Origin of the sequence: Collinsella sp. AM17-1 (assembly GCF_003470665.1) — a bacterium.
In the GTDB taxonomy this organism is placed as follows: Bacteria; Actinomycetota; Coriobacteriia; order Coriobacteriales; family Coriobacteriaceae; genus Collinsella.
On the sequence record NZ_QRJZ01000013.1, the window covers coordinates 1 to 21,706 of the forward strand.

A 21,706-nucleotide genomic window follows, 5' to 3' on the forward strand; every position below is an offset into this window, starting at 1 on the left:
GCGCCGCGCTGGGAAGGGCCGCGTAGCGGTCCAAGAAATCGTCCGCAGTCCCGGTTTTATCTGGACAAACGCCGATTATTACAGCTGAGATAGCGCTTTGCAGACGGCGTGGTCGCTCGCGGCGGTCGCTATAATGGCGGCAACGTGACGCATATATAAGTAAGGAGATCGCGTATGAACGGTTATTCGTTTTTCGCGCCGACCAAGGTGCTGTTTGGCGCGGACAAGTTGGGCGAGCTGGGCGCGCAGAAGCTGCCCGGCACCAAAGCGCTCATCGTTACAACCGGCGGCAACTCGGTCAAGCGCTTTGGATACCTGAGACGCGTGGAGGCCGAGCTCGAACGCGCCGGCGTGGCGCATGAGCTGTTCGATCGCATTGAGCCCAATCCCCTGCGCGAGACCGTCAACGCAGGTGGCTGGATGGCGCGTGCCCATGGCTGCGACTTTGTCCTGGCGCTCGGCGGCGGCTCGGTCATGGACGGCAGCAAGGGCATCTGCGCGGTAGCGGCCAACCCGCATACCGATGCCGAGGGTAACGAATGCCCTGGTGACATCTGGGATTTTGTAAATGGCGGTACTGCGCTCGGCCTGCCGATCCCCAACGATCCGCTGCCGCTTGTTTGCGTAACCACCACGGCGGGTACCGGCTCCGAGGTCGATGCGGGCGGTGTCCTGTCCTGCGAGGACAATGACGAGAAGCTTCGCCTGGGCGATCCGCGCCTGTTCCCGGTGCTTTCGATCGTTGATCCCGAGCTCATGGTGAGCGTCCCGGCGCGTCTGACCGCCTATCAGGGATTCGACGCTCTGTTCCATTGCGTTGAGTGCTACATCTCAAATACCAACACGCCCATGGGTGACATGGTTTGCCGCGAAGGAATCCGCCGAGCCGCCGCGGCGCTGCCTACGTGCGTCAATAATGGCGATGACCTGGAGGCGCGCTCGAGCCTTGCGTTTGCCAACACGCTCGGCGGCTATGCCATGGATGCCTCGGGCACCACGGGCTCGCATGGCCTTGAGCACGGCATGAGTGCGCATCATCATGACCTGCCGCACGGCGCGGGCCTCATTATGATCGCCCGTGCTTATCACACGTGGATGATCGATCACGGTGCCGCACCCGAGCGCTATATCGACATGGCGCGCCTGATGGGCAATGCTACCGCCAGCGATCCGCACGATTTTGTGACTGAGCTAACGCGCCTGATGGAGGCCTGCCACGTGGCCGACCTCGCCATGAGCGAGTGGGGGATTACGGTCGAAGAGCTGCCTGCCATCGCACACAATGCCCTGACGACCAACGGCGTCCTGTTCAGTCACGACCCCGTGACGCTGACCGACCCCGACGTCGTCGAAATCCTCAAGCAAAGCTACCGCTAACCACCACAAAGGGGACAGGCACCTTTGTGGTGGTTCTGGCCGATGCAGTGGCATGCCTTGCTGTTTTGTCTCAATCTGTAACATCTGCAGCCATTTTTGCCGAGTAACTGTTACAGATCGAGATTTTCTCTTCAGGGGAATTCGAATGTCTCAATCTGTAACATCTGGACGGCCAAAAGGTCCCTATCTGTTACAGATTGAGACAAAGGTCTGGGACTAAGACGTCTTATCTAGATCTGTAACAGTTAGACGCGGATTTGTCCGCTAGGTGTTACAGATCGAGAAAGTTGAGCTCGAAAAACAAAAACCTCCGCAGGGGTGCTTCCCTTGCGGAGGTTTTTTACTCGTTCAGTAGCCTTACGGCTTCGGCGGCCATGTTCTCGACCGTCATGCCGTTCTGGGCGAGCAGCTCGTTGGGGTCGTAGCGGTCGGGGAAGCCCTTGGCGATGCCGAAGGTGCGCGTACGTAACGGCGTGCATGCCAGATAGCACGCCACGCGCTCGCCCCAGCCGCCGTCCAAGATGCCGTCCTCGAGGGTGACGACAACGCGATGCTCGGCGGCAAGGCTGTCGAGGAACTCGCGGTCGAGCTCGGTTGCAAAGCGCGGGTTGACAAGCGTGGCCTCGATACCGTACTCGGCAGCCAAGCGGATTGCCACGCGCTCGCCCAGCTCAAAGAAATCGCCAAGCGCAAGCACGGCCACATCGCGGCCCTGACGCACGACGTTGTAGCGCGCGACGCTGTAATCGGTGCCCTCGGCCGGCGCCAGATCGGGACGGCTTGCCAGGCCAATACCAGGCACACGAATCGCCACGGGATGCTCGCGATGGTCGAGCGACCAGCTTAGCATGGACAGATATTCCTCCATGCAGACCGGTGCCAGGTAGCGCATGTTGGGAAGTCCGCCCAGCATGGAAATATCAAAGAACGAGAGGTGCGTCTCGGACGTGGTGCCAAAGACCGAAGCGCCGAACACCAGGATGGTTGCGGGGGCGTCGTTGAGGCACAGGTCGTGCCACAGTTCGTCGTAGGCGCGCTGCAAAAACGTGCCGTACGCGCCAAAGACTGGCTTGGCGCCGGCGCTGGCGAGCGCGGTGGCAAAGGTGACGGCGTGCTCTTCGGCAATGCCCACGTCGACAAACTGCTTGCCTGCCGCGGCGCGAAGCTCGGGCGTAAAGCCCATGATATAGGGCGTGGCAGCCGTGATGGCGACAACCTGCGGGTCGTTCGCGATAGCGGCGTTGAGTGCCTCGCCCGTAATATCGGCATAGGTGCGCGGTGCGGGCTCGCTTGGGTGGCCCGGGCAAAGTTTGCGGCCGGTTGCCATATCGAAGGGTCCTACATGATGCCAGTGTTCGGGGTCGCTCTGGGCCGGCTCAAAGCCCTTGCCCTTGGCGGTGGAGACGTGCAGCACGATGGGGTGATCGATATCGCGCAGCTCCTGCAGCGTATCGACCAGCGCTTGGACATCGTTACCGGCGTCCAGGTAGCGATAGTCGAGCCCCAGCGCGCGGAAAATGTTGCGCTCACAGGTGCCGTTGCTGGCGCGCAACTCGGCCAGATTGCGATAGAGGCCACCGTGGTTTTCGGCGATGGACTGATCGTTATCGTTGACGACGATGATCAAGTTGCTGTCGAGCTCGGCGGCATTGTTAAAGCCCTCAAACGCCAGACCGCCCGAAAGCGAACCGTCGCCAATGATGGTAATGACGTTGTAACTGTCGCCCGCCAGATCGCGGGCGTGGGCAAGGCCGCAACCCAAGCTCACCGAGGTCGAGGTGTGGCCCATGGCAAACAGGTCATGCTCGGACTCGTCGGGATTGGCAAAGCCGGAAGCCTCACCATAACGCTCCGGGTCGATATAGGTGTACGCGCGCCCGGTCAGCGCCTTGTGGGCGTAGGTCTGGTGCGACACGTCAAAGACAATTTTGTCGGTGGGGGAGTTAAACACGCGATGGAGCGCGACCGTGAGCTCAACGACACCCAGGTTGGGGGCAACGTGTCCGCCGACAGCGGCGGAGCTTTCGAGGATTGCCTGGCGGATCTCGCCGCAGAGCAGCGGAAGCTCGGCGCGGTCGAGAGCCTTGACGTCCTCGGGCGTTGTCGTTTGCGTAAGCAGCATCGTTGTGGGTTACTCCATGCGAATCGTGCGCCGGCGCTCCCTCGGCCGGCACAATTGCACAAGACAGTCTCGCACATTTTGGCGTTTGATATGTGACGGCGGCGCGGTAATTCGCCAACTGGAGGGGCAAAACGTTTTGTCCGATGCCATACTGGTAGATTCGATGATGATTTTATTCAATGCGTGCAGTCCGTGGCTTGCCGCCGTGAGCCGCTGGAAGGAGGCAGCATGTCCGATACCGTTCGTGCCGAGAAAATCGCGCGCGAGGTCGACGATGCCGCCCGTCAGCTTGCCCAGGCGGGCCGCTTGGGCCTAACGCACGAGTTTATCCAGCATGGCGACGTGACGGTCTATGCACATGTGACCTCGGTTGCGCGGGCGAGCCTGTCCTTTGCCGAGCGCTTGGGCCGTGCTGGCATTTCGGTCGACCGTGCCTCGCTGCTGCGTGGAGCCTTGTTACACGATTACTTTCTCTACGATTGGCATGACCCCGACCCGAGCCATCGACTGCACGGATTTCGGCATCCATTTTTTGCCCTGGCGCGTGCGGAGGAAGATTTTGAGCTGACGTCGCGCGAGCGGAATATTATCGTGCGGCATATGTTTCCGCTGGTGCCGGTGCCGCCGACGTGTCGTGAGGCATGGATTGTGTGTCTGGCAGATAAATGGTGCGCGCTGCGCGAGACAGTTGCCAGCCGCCTGCCGCGCAAGGACGAGGTGGACGATGGCGTGAGTGGCGAATCGAGCGAAAAGAGGAGAGGGTAGACGGTGGAAAACGCGATTGATATGGCGTTTGGCGGCGCGACGCTTGCCGCTTGCCCGCTCTCGGCACTGGTGCTCTCGTTTGCTTTTTACGGGCTTTGCGGCTGGGCATGGGAGTCGACAGTATGCGCCATGCTCAACCAAGGACGCTTCGCTAACAGCGGATTTTTGCTGGGGCCTTGTTGTCCTATCTATGGTGTGGGCGGCATAGCCTGCTGGCTTTTGCTACGCGGAATTTCGGATGCCTCGAGCCAGTTTGTCGCCGCGGCGCTTGTGTGCAGCGTAATCGAGTACAGTGTGGGCCTCCTATTGGAAAAGACAACAGGCGCTCGCTTTTGGGACTATTCGCACCTGCCGTTTAACCTGCACGGACGCATCTGCCTGTACTGGGCCTGCGCGTTTGGCTTGGGCGCGTTGTGCATTTGCCGCGTAGTGGAACCGGCGGTGTTGGGCTTGCTCGGCCATTTGCCGGTGCTGATTGTGCGGCTGTCCGCCTTTATCGTCGCGGTCGCGATGATGGTTGACGCAGCGTGCTCGTTGGCCAGTTGGCGCCGCCTGTCCGATCAGCTGGAGCGTGTGCGTGCCGACCTTGCCGACCGCATCAATGAGTCGCTTGCCGATGCGTCTGATTCCATGCTCGAACGTATTCCCGATTCGGCGATCGACTCGGTGGCGCAGACGCATATCCGCAGCCGTGCCGTTAACGCGTGGCTGGCCGAGCTGGGCGACGCAGCGCTCGATGCCCTGCGTGAGAAGGCTTCGATGCCGACGTTTATCTCGGACGGCGCTCATGGCCTGGCGCTTGCCGCCCGCCGCGTGGCCGATGCCGCGCCGAGCGTGCCCCATCCATCGCTCGCCCGTCTCCGTGCCGGCAGGCGCGCGAACCGTCCGGTGCCGAGCGTGTCACTCAGTCGTCGCGACCTGCGCTTCTTCAATGCCTTCCCGCGTCTGCGCATCAATCGCTACGAAGGTGTCATCCGAGCAACTAATCTCCGCGACCGCGCCCACGAGCTGTTTCGGCGCTAGCCGGGGCGGGCACGCTCACGGCCCCCTTGCTCGCGTATTTCCCGTTCGTTTCGCGCCCGTTGCCGTGCCGTTTCCAAGATTGCGGCACCGTTTCCATTCGACAACGCAGCGTTTAACAGCGCCGTATCTGGTCTACACCAGTTGCCCCTCGGCCGCATTATGGGCGCCGACAACGTTCATGCGACCAAGGGGGAGCGAATGTACGATACGGGATCGACAACGTTTATGCTCATCTGCACCATGCTCGTGTTTTTAATGACACCGGGTCTGACGTTTTTCTATGGCGGCCTGTCCAGGCGCAAAAATGTCATCAACACCATGCTTATGTGCTTTGGCGCCATTGGCCTGGTTGGTGTGCTGTGGATTGTTGCCGGCTGGTCGCTGGCCTACGGTGGCGACGGTTCTAGCCCGTTTATTGGCGGCTTTGACCAGCTGCTGTGCCTGCCGGTGCTCAACCAGGTGCTGCAGGCGGCCGAGGGCAATGCTGCGGATGGTGCCGTCTACCCTCAGATCATCAACATCGCCTTCCAGATGGCGTTTGCCATGATCACCGCCGCTATCGTTACGGGCAGTCTGGCAGGCCGCGTTAAGTTTGGTGCCATGACGGCCTTCCTGGGCATTTGGCTGCTCGTGGTCTATGCGCCGCTCGCCCACATGGTTTGGGGCGGCGATGGTTCCTTTATCGGCGACATCATCGGCGCGCTCGACTTTGCCGGCGGCGACGTGGTACACATTTCGTCCGGTCTCACGGGCCTGATTCTCTGCTTAATGCTCGGCCGTCGTCGCGGCTTTGGCATGGTGAGCTACCGTCCGCATAACGTGCCGTTTGTGGCGCTGGGCGCCGGCCTGCTTTGGTTTGGCTGGTTTGGCTTTAACGGCGGCAGCGAGTTTAAGGCCGACGCCGTGGCGGCGCTCGCCATCCTCAACACCGTGACCGCCAGCGCGGCGGGCATGGTCTCGTGGCTTGCCGTCGAGCGCGTGCACACCGGTCGCCCCACGCTGGTGGGTGCCAGCACCGGTCTGGTCGCGGGCCTTGTGGTGGTCACGCCGGGCGCGGGCTTTGTCGAGCCGTGGGCGGCGCTGGTCATGGGCCTGATCGTCTCGCCCGTCTGCTACCTGGCCATCAGCCATCTTAAGACCAAGTTTGGCTACGACGATGCGCTCGACGCGTTTGGCTGCCACGGCATCGGCGGCATCTTGGGCGGCGTGCTCACGGGCCTGTTCTGCGTGCCGGAGCTTTCGTGGACCGGTAAGGGTGGCCTGTTCTACACGGGCGACGTGTCGCTGCTCATCTCGCAGATCTTGGGTATTGTGGTGACGGTCGTTATCGTGCTGGTGCTCGACTTGGTGATCGCCGCGGTGGTCAAGGCGCTGTTCCACGGTAGCCTGCGCGTGGACGAGGCCGACGAGGCACTGGGCTTGGACGCGAGTCAGCACGGTGAGAGCGCCTACCCTTCGTTCTCCGGACTCGATTAGCAGCTTCCCCAAGCACCGCACCTTGCCCTTCAAACCGTCGCGCGGCTTCCCCAGGCACCGCACCTTGGGTTTCAAACCGTCGCTTGCGTACAAAAGTACGCGGCGCTCCTCTTTCAACCCAATCTGCGGCACCTGGGAAACCCGCGTCATTGAATGGCAATTCATTTATTTGATAAAGAGAGGAATTCATTATGAAAAAGATCACGGCGATTGTTCGTGCCGAAAAGCTTGAGGTTCTTAAAGATGCGCTGTTTGCTGCTGATGTTCGCGGCATGACCATCAACCAGGTGCAGGGCTGCGGCGCGCAGCATGGCTGGAAGGAATACGTGCGCGGCAACGAGCTGCTCGTCAACACGATCCCCAAGGTGCAGTTCACCCTCATCTGCGCCGACGAGCATGTCGACGGTATCGTTGACATCATCTGCAACGCCGCTCGCACCGGTGCCGTCGGCGACGGCAAGATTTGGGTCGAGCCGGTCGAAGAAGTCATCCGCATTCGCACCGGCGAACATGGCCCCGCTGCGGTGTAGAATCGACCGTCTGCCATCCGCAACGTTAAAATGCTGCAATGAGGCACAAGGCTTGCGTTGCGGATGGACGGATTATGGGTCGCAATAAATATCCCGAGGAGACGGTCGCGAAGATTCTCGACGCGGCACTGGAGCTATTCTGTGCACAGGGTTATGAGGGGACGAGCGTTCAAGATATCGTTGACCGTCTCGATGGCATGACCAAGGGCGCTGTCTATCATCACTTCAAGAGCAAAGAAGAGATTTTCAACGCCGCGTTTGATCGGGCGATGACTCCGATTGTTGAGCACCGTCGCTCGATGCTTGGCGTCGGTAATATGACCGGCGCCCAAAAGCTAAAAAGGCTTTACGCTCCCGAGTCCGTTGTTCCGCAAATTGAGCTATGGGCACGTATGCGTCCTGCAGCAGATCCGGTAAAAAGCTCGCGTCTACTGGCGATGCAGTATCAGGGCTCATTTGACGAGTCGGCCGATGGCTATCTCTTGCCGGTGATCGAGGAGGGCATCGCCGACGGATCCATTGCGTGCGAATGCCCGCGCGAAGCGGCAGAGGCCGTATCGTTGCTGGCGAATCTCTGGCTGCTGCCACTGTTTCGTCCGCTCGAGCCCAAGGATCGAATGCTCGCTCGCGCTCAATGTTTGGCGCAGATGGCCGCCGCGGTGGGACTCGATTTGGGTGAGGAAGTGCCTCAGACAACGGTGCAGATTTGGGACGTATGGGACCGTGCCGGGTGGTAATATAGATACCAACGGTATGTAATTGATTTGTGAGGGCAGCTCCGGCTGCCCTTTTCAAGTCATTAAATACATACTAGCGGTATGTATAGGGGGTAGGCTTATGGCTGGAATGCGGGGGAGTAGCGTCTCGTTGACGCAAAAAACAGTGCGATCTATCAGGCTTTTTGGCCTTCTTGTTGCGCAGCTGTGCATGTATTCGATGCTGTCGGCGCTGTGCTTTGCGTATCCGCTTTACTTGTTCGATTGCAGCGGATCATCAATGTTATATGGCGCCGTCGTGGCGACGGCGTTCATATCCGGCGTACTCGCAACTCCGGCTGGCGGAATCTTGGCGGATAGGGGAAGACATCGCGAGGTCCTCGTGGCCCTCGGCATTGCTCTGGTGACTGCATCGCTGTTGTCTATCCCCATGAAGCGCTCGTTGCCTCTTGCGGTCGTCGTAGTAGCGATACTTTGTGTTCAATATGGTGTTCAATCGCTGCTGAAGCCAATGCTCCAAATTGAGACGGTGCGCATGGCGGGTGAAGAGAAGGTTGAGCGGGCCACTGCATTGGTTTCGCAGGTGACCATGGTGAGCAATATCTTTGGTCCTGTGGTCGGGACGGCAGTCTATGGGTGCTTTGGCATCGATACTCTTTGCACAACCGCGTCGGTGGCGTTTGCGATTTCAGCTCTCTTGTTTGGGGTCGCACTCAAGCAAAATGCCTCATCTGAAACGAGGGGAGACGGCGCGACTCGTACGACATGCCGAAACGATTTTCGGGAGTCGATTCGGTATCTGTTGCAAAATGCATCATTGGTCGCCGTGATTTTGCTTGCGGCCGTTTTGAACCTTGCGTTGGTTGGGCTAACGATTGGCGCTCCCATTATTGTTACAAAGCATCTCGGCATGCAATCGTCCTGCGTTGGGATAGTTGAGGTGGCTATGGGCTTGGGTGGTCTTGCCGGCAGTGGCTTGGTCGGCATTTGGCCGCATCGTTTTTCTTTCAATGGCATATGTCGATATGTTGCGATGATCTGTTTTGGAGTCGCACCGATCATTGTCACGCTACTGTTCGGCGCAGATGCATGCATGTTCACCGTGTTTGCGGTTGGTTCGGCATGGGTCATGGTGTGGGCAAGCATTGCGTCGGTTGAAATCATCGCGTTTGTTCAGCGGGCAGCGCCGACTGAGCTCTGCGGAAAAGTGCTTTCGGTCGTTTACACAGTCCTTTCCTGCGCAATACCTATCGGCCAATTGACGTACGGGGCTGCATATGATCGATGGACACCGGCGATTGTATTCGCAGGCATGTTGGCGGTGCTGGCGCTGACGACGGCGCTGTTTTATCGGCTGAAAAGTCGCTTGCGGCGATTGTCTTGACGCGCTGGGGCACCGTTGCTTTGCGGAAGCGAATGTCCTGGCGCGTTGGAACACCCTTGCATGGGCATGCCTCTCCTTCGTCTACAATATCGTGCAGACGAAAGAGAGGCATGCCCATGATCAAGATGTTTGCGAGTGACTTAGACGGAACGCTGCTGAACGCCCTGCACGAGGCAGATGGGACCATCCGCCGTGCCATTCGCGAGCTGACTGAGGCTGGTCTGCATGTGGTTCCCGCGACCGGACGCTCGACGCTGCCGATCGGCGAGCATGGCTTTACGGGGCTGGCGCTCGATGCCTGCTGCTCTAACGGTTCCATTGTGCGCGACAGTCATGGCGAGGTGCTCAAGACCTGGACCATCGACCCGCAGGTTACCGAGGAGCTGCTCAAGGCGTTCCCGGACATTTGCTTTGATTGCTCCACGCCCGATGGCATGTTTTCGAGCGGATCGTTCGAGATGCACCAGGCGGGTTTTAAAAAGGACAGCCCCATCAAGCGTATTGTGATGCGCGGCATGCGTGCGCGTGGCGGGTACCACGAGGAACAGTACTTCGACCAGTCGATCGGTGACATCCTGCGCCACGATGTGTGCAAGATCAACTGTCGCGTGACCTCGCCCGAGCTGGAGCACGACCTTAAGGCGTATCTGGCCGAGCGCTCGGACCGCGTGGTCAACGCGCCGTTCGATCCGGTGATGTTCGAAATCACGGACGTGGCATGCAACAAGGGCGAGAGCGTGGCCTGGCTGGCGGGCTACTACGGCATTGCCGAGGACGAGGTCGCGGTCTACGGCGACGGCGGCAACGACATCGCCATGCTCAAGCGTTTCCGCCACAGCTACGCGACCAAAAACGCAAGCGATGCAGCCAAGGCTGCCGCGAGCGCGACTATCGGCAGTTGCATGGTCCACGCCGTCCCCAAACACATGCTCGCTACCATGCGCAAGCAAAACTCCCGCACCATCATCGAATAAGGGACAAAGGGACTGCCCTTTGCCACAATCTAAATATTGCCTTTACGTGTTGATGCACACGGTGTGCAATAATACTCGCACTGTGCAATAGCGCACAGGCTGAGTAACAAGGAGGACGCTTGTCCCAGCTCGAGAAATGTGATCGCCGGTCCCTTCGCTCGCAGCGTGCCCTTCGCCAGGCACTTGCCAGCGAGCTTGCCGAAAGCGGCGACCTTTCGCGCATTAACGTCGCGTCGCTCACCGAGCGTGCCGGCCTTACGCGCCGCACGTTCTATTCGCACTACCGCGATATCCCCGACTTTATCAATCAAATCGAGGACGGCTTGCTGGCCGAGATCCGTGAGCGCATTGAGCTCATCACCGCAGCTCGGCTGCCCGATCTTTACCGTAACATTGACGAGCTCGAGCCGGCGCCCGGTTCGGTTGAGCTGCTGCGTTATCTTGCGGCCAACCGCGACTTAATCGGTGCGCTGCTGGGTCCGGGCGGCGACCAGGCCTTCATTAAAAGGATTATCGACACCGCACGTGAGGCCGTGGCGCCGCGTGCGCAGACGGGCATTTTGGGCCTGGCGCTAGGCACGTTCTTTGACTACTACGTCACCTACGTCGTGAGTGCCGAGGTCGGCCTGATTCAGCGCTGGTTTGAGCGTGGGCTCACCGAATCGCCCGAGACCATAGCGCGCATCATGACGGTTATCGCCTTTGTGCGCCCCGGCGACCTGTATGGCCAACCCATCGATATCAACGTGCCGGAATACGGCATGAAGCTATTGAATCTGCAGCTCGAGGACGCGGTCGACACCGCCGCAACCGTCGAGTCCAACAACTAAGAGGAGAGACAATGAGCAAACTCGTCGAGGGCATTAAGGACCGCATGGTCGCTGCCGCACGCGAGGCCGCGCCCGCCGTGGTGGACGCCGCGCAGAAGGCCACGACTGCCGCTGCCGAGAAGGTCGCCGAGGCAGTTGCCGATGCCAAGAACACGGCAGGGGAGACGTCCATCGCTAGCGAGCCCGCCATCGCCGCCGAGCCCGTAGCCGCCACCGCCGCCCACGCCCCCGAAGGCGCGATCTTCAACCCCGAGGCCGCCCGCGGCAACCTGCACCTGGGCATCGACGTGGGCTCCACCACCGTTAAGCTCGCCGTGCTCAACGATGACAACCAGATCGTCTACGCCAAGTACCAGCGCCACCATACCGACGTCCGTGCCTGCGCCCGCGACCTGTTCGAGGGCGCTGCGACCGTGCTGCCGACGGCCCAGATGACCTGCGCCATCACCGGCTCGGGCGGCCTGCTGCTGTCCCAGTGGCTCGACCTGGAGTTTGTCCAGGAGGTCATCGCCAGCAAGCGTGCCGTCGAGACCCTCATCCCGGCCACCGATGTCGCCATCGAGCTGGGCGGCGAGGACGCCAAGATCATCTACTTTGACAACGGCATCGAGCAGCGCATGAACGGTACCTGCGCCGGCGGTACGGGCGCGTTCATCGACCAGATGGCAACCCTGCTGCACACCGACGCGAGCGGCCTCAACGAGCTCGCGGCCAACGCCACCACCATCTATCCCATCGCAAGCCGCTGCGGCGTCTTTGCCAAGACCGATGTGCAGCCGCTACTCAACGAGGGTGCCCGCCCCGAGGACGTGGCCGCTTCCATCTTCCAGGCCGTCGTGACCCAGACCATCTCGGGCCTGGCGTGCGGCCGTCCCATCCGCGGCAACGTCGCCTTCCTGGGCGGCCCGCTGCAGTATCTCTCCGAGCTTCGCCACCGCTTCTACCTCACGCTCAACCTGGACGAGGAGCACCGCATTGTGCCCCAAAACGCCCACTTGTTTGTGGCGAGCGGCGCCGCCATGGCGCACGAGTCCAACAAGCTCAGCACGTTCCCGCAGCTCATCGAGGCCATCGATGCCCTGGGTGACACGCAGGGTGCCGAGGTCGAGCGTCTGGATCCGCTCTTTGCCACCGACGAGGACTTTGCCGAGTTCAAGGGTCGCCACGACACCGAGGTCGTTCCCAAGGGCAAGCTCGACGGCTACACCGGCCGCGTGTTCATCGGCATCGACGCCGGTTCCACCACCATGAAGGCCGCGCTCGTGGGCGAGGACGGCCAGCTGCTGCACACCTGGTACGGCAACAACAACGGCGACATCCTGGGCACGGCCAAGGTCATCATGGCCGATTTCTACAACCACATCCCTGCGGGCTGTACCATCGGCCACGTGACCACCACGGGCTACGGCGAGGCGCTGCTCATCGAGGCGCTCAAGGCCGATTCCGGCGAGATCGAGACCGTTGCGCACCTACGCGGCGCCAAGGCATTCCTGCCCGGCGTCGAGTTCATTCTGGACATCGGCGGCCAGGACATGAAGTGCCTGCGCGTGAAAGACGGCGTCATCGAGCACATCATGCTCAACGAGGCCTGCTCGTCGGGCTGCGGCAGCTTTATCGAGAGCTTCGCCGTGTCCATGAACATGGACGTGCGCGCGTTTGCCGATGCCGCCATCCATGCCAAGGCCCCCGTCGACCTGGGCAGCCGCTGCACGGTCTTTATGAACTCGCGCGTCAAGCAGGCGCAAAAGGAAGGCGCCACGGTGGGCGACATCGCGGCCGGCCTGTCTTATTCCGTCATCAAGAATGCCCTGTTCAAGGTCATTAAGCTGCGCGACCCCAAGGAGATCGGCAGCCAGGTAATCGTTCAGGGCGGCACCTTTATGTCCGACGCCACGCTGCGTGCATTTGAGCAGCTCACCGGCGTTCATGCCGTGCGCCCCGACATCGCCGGCTGCATGGGCGCCTACGGTGCGGCCCTGCTCGCCCGCGATCGTGCCGGCGCCGACGGCACCTCGGCCATCCTTTCGGCCGAAGACATCGCGCACCTTACCGTGACGCAAAAGCATGTCCGCTGCGGCCGCTGCTCCAACAACTGCCAGCTTACCGTCAACGACTTTGGCGGCGGCAGGCGCTTCATTACCGGTAACCGCTGCGAGAAGGGTGCCGGCCACAAAAAGCAGAAGACCGAGGCCCCCAACCTCTTCAAAAAGAAAAACGAGCTGCTCTTTAACCGCGAGGTGCTGAGTCCCGACGAGGCCCCGCGCGGCACCGTCGGCATCCCGCGTGCACTCAACATGTACGAGAACTACCCCTTCTGGCATGCGTTCTTTACGCGCCTGGGCTTTAGCGTGCAGCTGTCCGACCAGTCGAGCAAGAAGACCTACCAGGCGGGCATCGAGTCCATGCCGTCCGAGAGCGTGTGCTATCCGGCCAAGATGAGCCACGGCCATGTGATGAACCTCATCGACCGTGACGTCGACTTTATCTGGATGCCGTGCGTGCGCTGGGAGCGCAAGGAGGATCCGACCGCCGGCAACTGCTATAACTGTCCCATCGTCATGAGCTACCCCACGGCGCTGGCGCTCAATATTGACGAGATCCGCGAGCAGAACATCGAGTTCCTGTATCCGTTTGTGCCGTATCACGACAAGACCGAGCTCAAGCGCCGCCTGTACCAAGTGCTCGCCGTCGACCGCGTGGCCGACGCCGAGGCCGGTCGCGGTCGCGTGCGTGGACCCAAGATCACGCGCTCCGAGGTCGATGCCGCCGTCAACGCTGCCTTTGAGGCCGATGCACGTTTCCACGAGGACATCCAGACCATGGGCGAGGAGGCCCTTAAGTGGGTCGAGGACCACGGCGGTCACGGCATCGTGCTCGCCGGCCGTCCCTACCATAACGACCCCGAGATCAACCATGCCCTGCCCGAGCTTATCTCGAGCTTTGGCTTTGCGGTCTTTACCGAGGATTCGCTCGCGCATCTGGTAAAGCCCGAGCGTCCGATTCGCGTTGTCGACCAGTGGATGTACCACAGCCGCCTGTACGCCGTCGCCCGTTTTGTGACCATGCGCAACGATTTGGACCTGATTCAGCTCAACTCCTTCGGCTGCGGCTTGGACGCCCTGACCACCGACCAGGTGCAGGAAATCCTTGAGGCCAGCGGCAAGATCTACACCGTGCTCAAGATCGATGAGGTGTCCAACCTGGGCGCCGCGCGCATCCGCATCCGCTCGCTCATGGCGGCGCTCAAGGACCAGGAGGCCGAGCGCTTGGCCGAGGCCACGGCCGCGGGCGAGGCCTACGAGCAGGGCGATGCCGCGCCGGTGACGCCCTCCACGGATGCCCCCGCGTTCGCGAGTCGCAAGTACACGTTTGAGGCTCAGCGCGAGAGTGCTTCGACCGCGTGGCCCAAGGTGCCCTTTACCGAGCAGATGCGCGAGGAGGGCTACACCATTCTGTGCCCGCAGATGGCGCCGATTCACTTTGACCTGGTCAAAGAGGTGTTCCGCGGTGCCGGCTACAACTTGGAGCTGCTGCCCTCGACCGATCACGATGCCGTCGAGGCCGGCCTGCGCTACGTGAATAACGACATCTGCTATCCGTCGATTCTGGTGACGGGCCAGATTATGGAGGCCATCGAGAGCGGTCGGTACGACCTGTCCAAGACGGCCGTGGTCATCAGCCAGACCGGCGGCGGCTGCCGTGCCACCAACTACATCGCGCTCATCCGTAAGGCCCTGCGCGAGAGCGGCCACCCCGAGATCCCGGTAATCTCGCTTTCGGCCGTGGCGCTCGGCGAGGACAACCCCGGCTTTAAGATCACGCCGGCGCTGCTTAAACAGGCAGTCTACGCGGTGCTCTTTGGCGACGTGATGATGCAGATGCTCTATCGTTGCCGCCCGTACGAGGCAACGCCCGGTGCCGCCAACGCGCTCTACGAGGAGTACATGGCACGAGCCCGCAAGCTGGCGCCCAAGTTCAACCGTCACAACTACACCAAGCTGTGCCGCGAGGCCATCCGCGCGTTCGACACCATGCCGCTCGTGGGCGAGGGCACCAAGCCGCGCGTGGGCGTGGTCGGCGAGATCCTGGTCAAGTTCCACCCTACAGCCAACAACCACGTGGTCGACGTTATCGAGCGCGAGGGCTGCGAGGCTGTGGTGCCGGGCCTGCTCGACTTCTTCCTGTACTCCATGAGCAACGCCGAGCTGCAGAAGGACGAGTTGGGCAGCTCTGCCACGACGCGTGCGGGCATGCAGGCGCTCATCAAGCTCGTGGACTGGATGCGCACGCCGGTGGAGGAGATGCTCGAAAAGTCCCGCCGCTTTGAGGCGCCCGAGCGCATCGGCACCATGGCCGACAAGGCCCGTACGGTGCTTTCGGTGTGTAACAACATGGGCGAGGGCTGGTTACTTACGGCCGAGATGCTCGACCTGATCGACCATGGTGCGCCTAACATCATCTGCACGCAGCCCTTCGCGTGCCTGCCTAACCACGTGGTGGGCAAGGCCGTGATCAAGGAGCTGCGCCGTCAGCACCCCGAGAGCAATATTGTCGCGGTGGACTATGATCCTGGTGCGTCCGAGGTCAACCAGCTCAACCGTATTAAGCTCATGATCAGCGTGGCCAAGGAAAACATGCGCGCCGGTAAGGGCTTTAAGCTCGAGAAGGTGGCACCGCTCGCGATGGACGAGGTCACCGGCCAGATGCGTGCCCATGACGGCTGCGTGAGCTGCGGACCGGCCAGCGAGGAGGCTGTTGCATCGGTCGCCGAGCGTCTGGGGCGCGGCATTAAGAAGTAGCTTGCCTGCTATGGGCTAGATATGAGACAAACGGGTGGTAGCCGTACCGGCTACCACCCGTTTTGTTGGACATATGTTGCGTAAATGACCTTGCTGCAGCCTTCCGTGGGCTCGCCCGTTTTCTGGGCCGGTTCGGGCTTTGAGGACAAGCTGCTGCAAGCCCAGGGTGATTTTTCGCTCAACGCGGGCCAGCACAGCGTGACCTATCTGCCAAACGACGAGACGACCGCGCCCGGTCGCTATCAGGTGCTGCTGTACGACAACAACTTTGGTGCGGCCGAGAGCTATCCCAAGTTCGACTGGGGCCAGCTGGGCGCCGCGGTGGTGACCGACTACAGCAAGGGAACGCATTCGTTTGGGCGCATCTTTACGGTGGACGAGGCCACGTGCGCCTACGGGCTCGAAGACCAGATCGCCGTGCCGTTTTCGGGCTACGTCAGCAGTGCGCAGCGCGTCGGCGATTCGAATAGCATGCTCGTGGCATCGGGCCAGGCCAAGACCTTTGCCGAGTACGATTGCTATGGACTGCCCATCGCCACCTACGAAATGGAAGCCGAGAAGTACATCTACCGCGTGTACAAGTACGGGCTGTAGCGCTGCGCTTGGCTGTGCCTGTGCCCCGCGGCCGCGCTCTCGTGCCGGGTCCACCTCGCGTCCCGCATCACTCCACATCAAACTCCACGCGATCGAGTTCGGGCACGTTGAGGTCGATGAGCTTGCGGGCAACGCGGCGGTTGTGTGCCCCAAGCGCCTCGCCTGTCGTCACATGGGCGACAATCTCGCGCTCGACGATGCCCTCCTCGTCGCCCTCGGCGGCCGAGGTCTCGACGGCGACGGTGTAATCCCTAAAGCCCGGCAGCACCGCGGCAAGCTCGCGTGTGGTCTCGGTGACGCCGTAGCCGTCCTGCACGCCGGCCTGTGCCGAGCCAATGGACCCCGCGGTCATGACGATGCAGGGGATGGCAAAGATCACCGTACCCACGATGATGCGACGGCGCACTTTGCGTGACAGCTCGTCGACCGCGGCGTTTTCCTGGGCGGTGACAACGCCGTCGCCGTTGAGGTCGCGCTTGAGCGGCACGCGCAAAAGAAGCAGCACGGCTTCGGCGGCCAGTGCGATAAAGACCACGTTGATGCCAAACTCGTAAAGCGCCGAGAGAAATAGCGACCCGCTTGCGATGGCGATGCCGTAGCCCGCCGCACACAGGGGCGGCATGAGCGCGGTCGCCACGGCCACGCCGGCGATGAGCGTTGCGGGCTCCTGGTCGCGTGAGTTGCCTAGGCCGCCCGCAAAGCCGCCGGCGAGCGCGACAGCGAGGTCCCACACGGTGGGCGTCGAGTTGTCGATAATGGCGGCTGTGGTGGTGCCAAGGGGCGAGAGCTTAAAGTACAACGTGGATGTGACCAGGCAAAAGGCCATTTGCAGCGCAAGACCGGCGACGGCTTCGACGGTAATCTCGCGGTCGAGCGTGGCGATGCCATATGCCATGGCAAGGACCGATCCCATAAGCGGGCAGATGAGCATGGCGCCCACGATGGCGATGTCCGAATCGATATCGAGGCCGATGCTCGCGATGAGCATGGCGATGATGAGGATGCACAGGTGAGAGCCGGTCAGGCGTGCCCCGTTTACAAAGCGCTTGCGGATCACGTGATAGGGTGCGCGTCCCTCGCGAATGTTGAACGCGCGCTTGAGGAAGCGGGTGACGTTTTCCATGGCTTCGCTATGAGCAGGGCGGATGCCGTGACGCCGATGATGACGCTCACGCAGTCGTTCGATCTGTTGCTTGTCGAGTTCCATGTCCACCTCGTTCTGACACGGGCCGCGCAACGCGCCCGTTGTCCTAACTCTACACCGTGGCGGACGAGGTGTCTGTTGGATGAGGAATCCGATAGGGCGGATGACGCGGGAGCAAATGCAAATCACAGGTTCAATTTGATCCCGCAATAATATGATGCACCAGCTCCTACATATGTGACGAAATTGTGAAGCACGAGAGTGCGAGTTTCAAAAAATCCGCTGGTGACCAATGTTGCGCAACAGAATTCAAAAATCGGCACCTACAGTTTGAAGCGTATGGATAAATCCGTGTCAAAGGGAGAAAGCCATGGCAAACTACAGTCCACAACACTTTGAGCCTCGGGCTAAGGCCGTCAACGTCAAGGGCGTTGCCAACCGCGCCGTCGCAACCGTTTTGACGGCGGGCCTCATCGCTCAGCCGCTCATGTCGCCGCTGGCGGCAATCGCCGCACCGTCAACCGGTAACGGCGATTCTGTTCAGGGGGGGGGTAGTTCTGTAGAGAATACCGTTGCCGCCGGTAACCAAGCGGTCGTAAAGACGGCTGCCCAGCTGGCCGAGGAGTCGGCAAAGCAGCTCAAGGACGCTCAGGCCGCCTACGATGCCGCCCAGAAGAAGGCCGACGCGGCGGGCCAGTCTCAAAAGCAGGCGCAGCAGCAAAAGAATCAGGCCTCGCAGGCCGTGACCGATAACGCCGCCGAGCAGAACGCAGCAGAAGTCGCCGCGCTCCAGGAGAAGATTGACGAGCTCAAAGCCGCCGTCGAAAAGACCGAGCAGCAGCAGAAGAAGCTGGGCGACCTGAACGATCGGCTCGAACAGGCCAACAAGAGTGTCGAGGATAAGACCCAGGCGCTCAAGGACGCCAAGGCAAAGCAGGATGAGGCCAAGAAGGCCCTCGATGATGCCCAGGCCAAGCTCGAGGCCATGGGTATGGACGAGTACGAGGCCGCCAAGAAGGCCGTCGAGGACGCGCAGGCAAAGCTCGATGACGCCAATAAGGCCGTTACTACTGCACAGGCCAATCTGGACCAGGCCAAGGCTGCCGAGGCCAGCGCCCAGCAGGAAAAGCAGAATACCGAGGCGGCTTTGACGACTGCCCAGGCCAAGAAGCAGGAGACTGCCGCTGCTCTCGCAGCCGCAACCACCGCGCGCGATAACGCCCAGCAGAAGTTCAACCAGGCGCAGGCCGCGCTCGATGCTGCCGTCTCGGGTACGGGTGTTGACCTGAGTGCGCTTGAGGCCGCCAAGAAAGCTGCTGCTGGTGAGCTCAAGACCGCGCAGGCGGAGCTCAATGCCGCGACGGATGCCGACGCCACCGCACAGACAAATCTGCAGGCCGCCCAGGCTGCCGTCGCTGCCGCGCAGGAAAAGGTCAACGCCGCCAACGCTGCCGTGGCATCCGCCCAGTCTGCATACGATGCGGCAAACAAGGAGTACAAGGACGCGGTCAGTAAGCGTGACGCCGCGAAGACGGCATACGAGCAGGCCCAGCAGACCGAGGCCGACAAGAAGACCGCGTACGATAAGCTTGTCGAAGTTCGCAAGCAGAAGCGCAGCGAGTGGGAGGCAGCCTGCGCCGCTTCGAACGCCGCGGAAAAGGCTTATGACGCTGCTAATGCCCAGGTTGAGGCTCTTAACCAGCAGATTGCCGACCTCAAGTCGAACATGACCGTTGACCAGGAAGTCATCAGCCAGGGTATGTTCGGCTTCATGAACTACATCATCGGCGGCAGCCAGTTCACAGCTACGCAGAAAAAGAACGCCCAGGACGCTGTATCAATGCTGACCGGCGCAGACGATAAAGCCGAGTGGTATGACAATTACGTCGATCAGAACATGTCTCGCGATACCAATCCGCTTTCCTTGGAGCAGATGCGCAACGCCCTGACATATCTCGACACCCAGAACAACCTCCGCAAGGCGAACGGTCAGTCGGCGCTCAGCGTCAGCCTCCGCATGACTGTGGCAGCCGCCCTTAATGCATCATATTCATCGAACATCTGGGGACACTCGGGCTGCTACTGGGACAATGGAGAAAACCTTGCTGGCGGCGGCGGCGCATATACCGGCGGCGAGACTGAGGACACTCTCGGATGGCCCTATACCGGTCTCTATACTCAGGAGAAGGTTAATTACGAGAATTGGATTAAAAAGTACGGTGTGGATAGCGAGGCCGGCAAAGACCTCATGGCTCATCGCTATGATTCGTACTATATCTACCAAAACTATTACGATGTGTATCACGGTACAAAAGATAAGAATGGCAATCAAAGAGGAGACGCCTGCGGGCACTATCTCAACATTATCGATTCCGCTACGGTGGCTATCGGCATCGCGACCGGTAGCGGTAAGAACACCGATTCCGAGGTAACCGTCTTCGATTACAGTGCTGATGACACTCAGGCTGATTTCACTGTCCCCGAGTTCAAGAAGCTCGTCAACGACTACATCGATTCCGCCTACAATGCAGGCGGCACGCAGGCGCAGAAGGAGCAGCTGAAGCAGCTTCAGAATAAGTTGGCAGAGGCGCAGAAGACGCTTGGCACGGCCGATACGGCATATCTCGCTGCTCTCAATAATCAGAAAGACGCACAAGACGCCTATACCGCGGCCGACACGAACATGAACACCGCCAAGGGCGAGTACGAGAAGGCCAAGTCCGGCACCGCCGCCGCGAAGACGGCATACGACGCCGCCGAAGCCAAACTCAAGGGTATCGACGTCAAGACGCCCAAGACCAAGCTCGACGCCGCCAAGAGCGAGGCCGCTACTGCCCAGGCAGCTCTCGATAAGGCAAACGCCACGCTTGCTGACAGCAAGAAGAAGGCGGCCGATGCCGCTGCTCACAAGGCGAAGGCTCGCAGCGCCTGCGATGCTGCCAAGGCAAAATCCGACAAGGCCAACGAGGCTTATGACAACGCCACCGCTTCGGTCAAGGATCTTACTGCCAAGCGCGATGCCGCTAATGCGAACCTTGCGAGCAAGCAGGGCACGCTTGACGATGCCAAGAAGGCCGACGACGCTGCCCAAGCTGGCGTTGACAAGGCTCGGGCCGCAGATACGCACGCCGCGACCACTCTTTCGGACGCCAAGCAGGCAGTTGCCGCCAAGGCGCAGGCTGTGTCCGACGCGCAGGCCAAGGCCAAGGCCGCCGAGGACGAGCTTGCCACCGCAAATAAGGCCTTCGAGCGCTTCGCCGGCGCTCAGAAGGCGGTCGACGACGCCAAGGCCGCCTATGACGCTGCCGTCGCCGGTGTCGCCGATGCCCAGAAGCAGCTCGAGGCCGCCAACGAAGCCGTCGTCGATGCGAACTTCGAGATCGTCAAGGCCAAGGCCGAGCTTGCCAACGACGAGGCACTCAAGGCCGATCTTGAGGCTGTCGACCACAAGGCATCCCTTGCCGCGGGCACGACGGGCAACGAGAAGCTGGTCAAGCTGAACGCAGCCTACGCTCGCTATAAGGCCGCCGTCGATGCCGCCGCTGGCCTCAAGTCTGCTCTGAGCGATGCCGATGCCAAGCTGTCCGATGCCAACGACGCCTATGCTGCCGCGCTTGCCGAGCTTGGCGATGCCAAGGATGCCCTGGCTGCCGCGCAGGCCGAGTACGACAAGTATCATCCCAAGGCTGAGCCGCAGGCCAAGCCTCAGGTTGCGCAGGCTGCCGCAAAGGCTCCTGTCGCCAAGAAGAAGGCCACGGACGGTGCACTTGCTCAGACGGGCGATACCTCCGCGCTTGCAGGTGAGGTCTTCGTCATCGGCGGCATTACGCTCGTTGCCGCGGGTGTGACGCTCGGCGATCGTCGTCGCAAGCAGATGTAGCGTTTCGAGCGTAGTTTCTGCAACGAACTTCAATTCATAGCGGGACCGTCTCGATAGCCAAACGATAAGGCCGGCGCGCTGTCATACGCAGC

General features: G+C 61.0%; 14 protein-coding genes. 12 read left to right on the forward strand and 2 right to left on the reverse strand.

Annotation, left to right across the window (positions count from 1 at the left end):
- Positions 1-174 precede the first annotated feature (174 nt).
- Complete coding sequence (locus tag DW195_RS06925) at positions 175-1,377, forward strand: iron-containing alcohol dehydrogenase (protein ID WP_117821065.1); 1,203 nt, start codon at positions 175-177, stop codon at positions 1,375-1,377.
- A gap of 340 nt (positions 1,378-1,717) precedes the next feature.
- Here the strand turns inward: DW195_RS06925 and DW195_RS06930 are convergent, their stop codons facing one another.
- On the reverse strand, positions 1,718-3,499 hold the full coding sequence (locus DW195_RS06930) for a 1-deoxy-D-xylulose-5-phosphate synthase (RefSeq protein WP_118206277.1): 1,782 nt from the start codon (positions 3,497-3,499) through the stop codon (positions 1,718-1,720).
- A 228-nt stretch (positions 3,500-3,727) separates the two neighbouring features.
- Here DW195_RS06930 and DW195_RS06935 point away from each other — a divergent pair, with 228 nt between their 5' ends.
- From DW195_RS06935 to DW195_RS06980, 10 genes are all read left to right on the forward strand, one after another.
- Positions 3,728-4,264, forward strand: a complete 537-nt coding sequence (locus DW195_RS06935; protein WP_118206278.1) for an HD domain-containing protein — start codon at positions 3,728-3,730, stop codon at positions 4,262-4,264.
- A 3-nt stretch (positions 4,265-4,267) separates the two neighbouring features.
- The gene (locus tag DW195_RS06940; RefSeq protein WP_233540835.1) at positions 4,268-5,287 is read left to right on the forward strand and encodes a putative ABC transporter permease; all 1,020 of its coding nucleotides are present in this window, start codon (positions 4,268-4,270) and stop codon (positions 5,285-5,287) included.
- A 198-nt stretch (positions 5,288-5,485) separates the two neighbouring features.
- Positions 5,486-6,763, forward strand: coding sequence for an ammonium transporter (locus DW195_RS06945; RefSeq protein WP_118206279.1), 1,278 nt, complete (start codon positions 5,486-5,488; stop codon positions 6,761-6,763).
- Positions 6,764-6,954: 191 nt separating this feature from the next.
- On the forward strand, positions 6,955-7,293 hold the full coding sequence (locus DW195_RS06950) for a P-II family nitrogen regulator (RefSeq protein WP_117629936.1): 339 nt from the start codon (positions 6,955-6,957) through the stop codon (positions 7,291-7,293).
- A 74-nt stretch (positions 7,294-7,367) separates the two neighbouring features.
- Positions 7,368-8,030, forward strand: coding sequence for a TetR/AcrR family transcriptional regulator (locus tag DW195_RS06955; protein WP_158567916.1), 663 nt, complete (start codon positions 7,368-7,370; stop codon positions 8,028-8,030).
- A gap of 100 nt (positions 8,031-8,130) precedes the next feature.
- Positions 8,131-9,393, forward strand: coding sequence for an MFS transporter (locus DW195_RS06960; RefSeq protein WP_118206281.1), 1,263 nt, complete (start codon positions 8,131-8,133; stop codon positions 9,391-9,393).
- Between the two features lie 116 nt (positions 9,394-9,509).
- Positions 9,510-10,367: an HAD family hydrolase gene (locus DW195_RS06965; RefSeq protein ID WP_118206305.1), complete on the forward strand. Its 858-nt coding sequence runs from the start codon at positions 9,510-9,512 to the stop codon at positions 10,365-10,367.
- A gap of 119 nt (positions 10,368-10,486) precedes the next feature.
- Positions 10,487-11,197 (forward strand): TetR/AcrR family transcriptional regulator, encoded by a 711-nt coding sequence (locus tag DW195_RS06970; protein WP_117821071.1) that lies wholly within the window; start codon positions 10,487-10,489, stop codon positions 11,195-11,197.
- 11 nt (positions 11,198-11,208) lie between these two features.
- Entirely contained in the window at positions 11,209-15,996 is a 4,788-nt protein-coding gene (locus DW195_RS06975) for a 2-hydroxyacyl-CoA dehydratase (protein ID WP_118206282.1), read from the forward strand.
- Between the two features lie 84 nt (positions 15,997-16,080).
- Positions 16,081-16,590, forward strand: coding sequence for an aryl-sulfate sulfotransferase (locus DW195_RS06980; RefSeq protein ID WP_118206283.1), 510 nt, complete (start codon positions 16,081-16,083; stop codon positions 16,588-16,590).
- Positions 16,591-16,657: 67 nt separating this feature from the next.
- Here the strand turns inward: DW195_RS06980 and DW195_RS06985 are convergent, their stop codons facing one another.
- The gene (locus DW195_RS06985) at positions 16,658-17,797 is read right to left on the reverse strand and encodes a DUF389 domain-containing protein (protein ID WP_118206284.1); all 1,140 of its coding nucleotides are present in this window, start codon (positions 17,795-17,797) and stop codon (positions 16,658-16,660) included.
- Between the two features lie 307 nt (positions 17,798-18,104).
- On the opposite strand from DW195_RS06985, the gene DW195_RS06990 reads away from it, so the two are divergent.
- Complete coding sequence (locus DW195_RS06990; RefSeq protein ID WP_118206285.1) at positions 18,105-21,614, forward strand: CAP domain-containing protein; 3,510 nt, start codon at positions 18,105-18,107, stop codon at positions 21,612-21,614.
- The last annotated feature ends 92 nt before the right edge of the window (positions 21,615-21,706 follow it).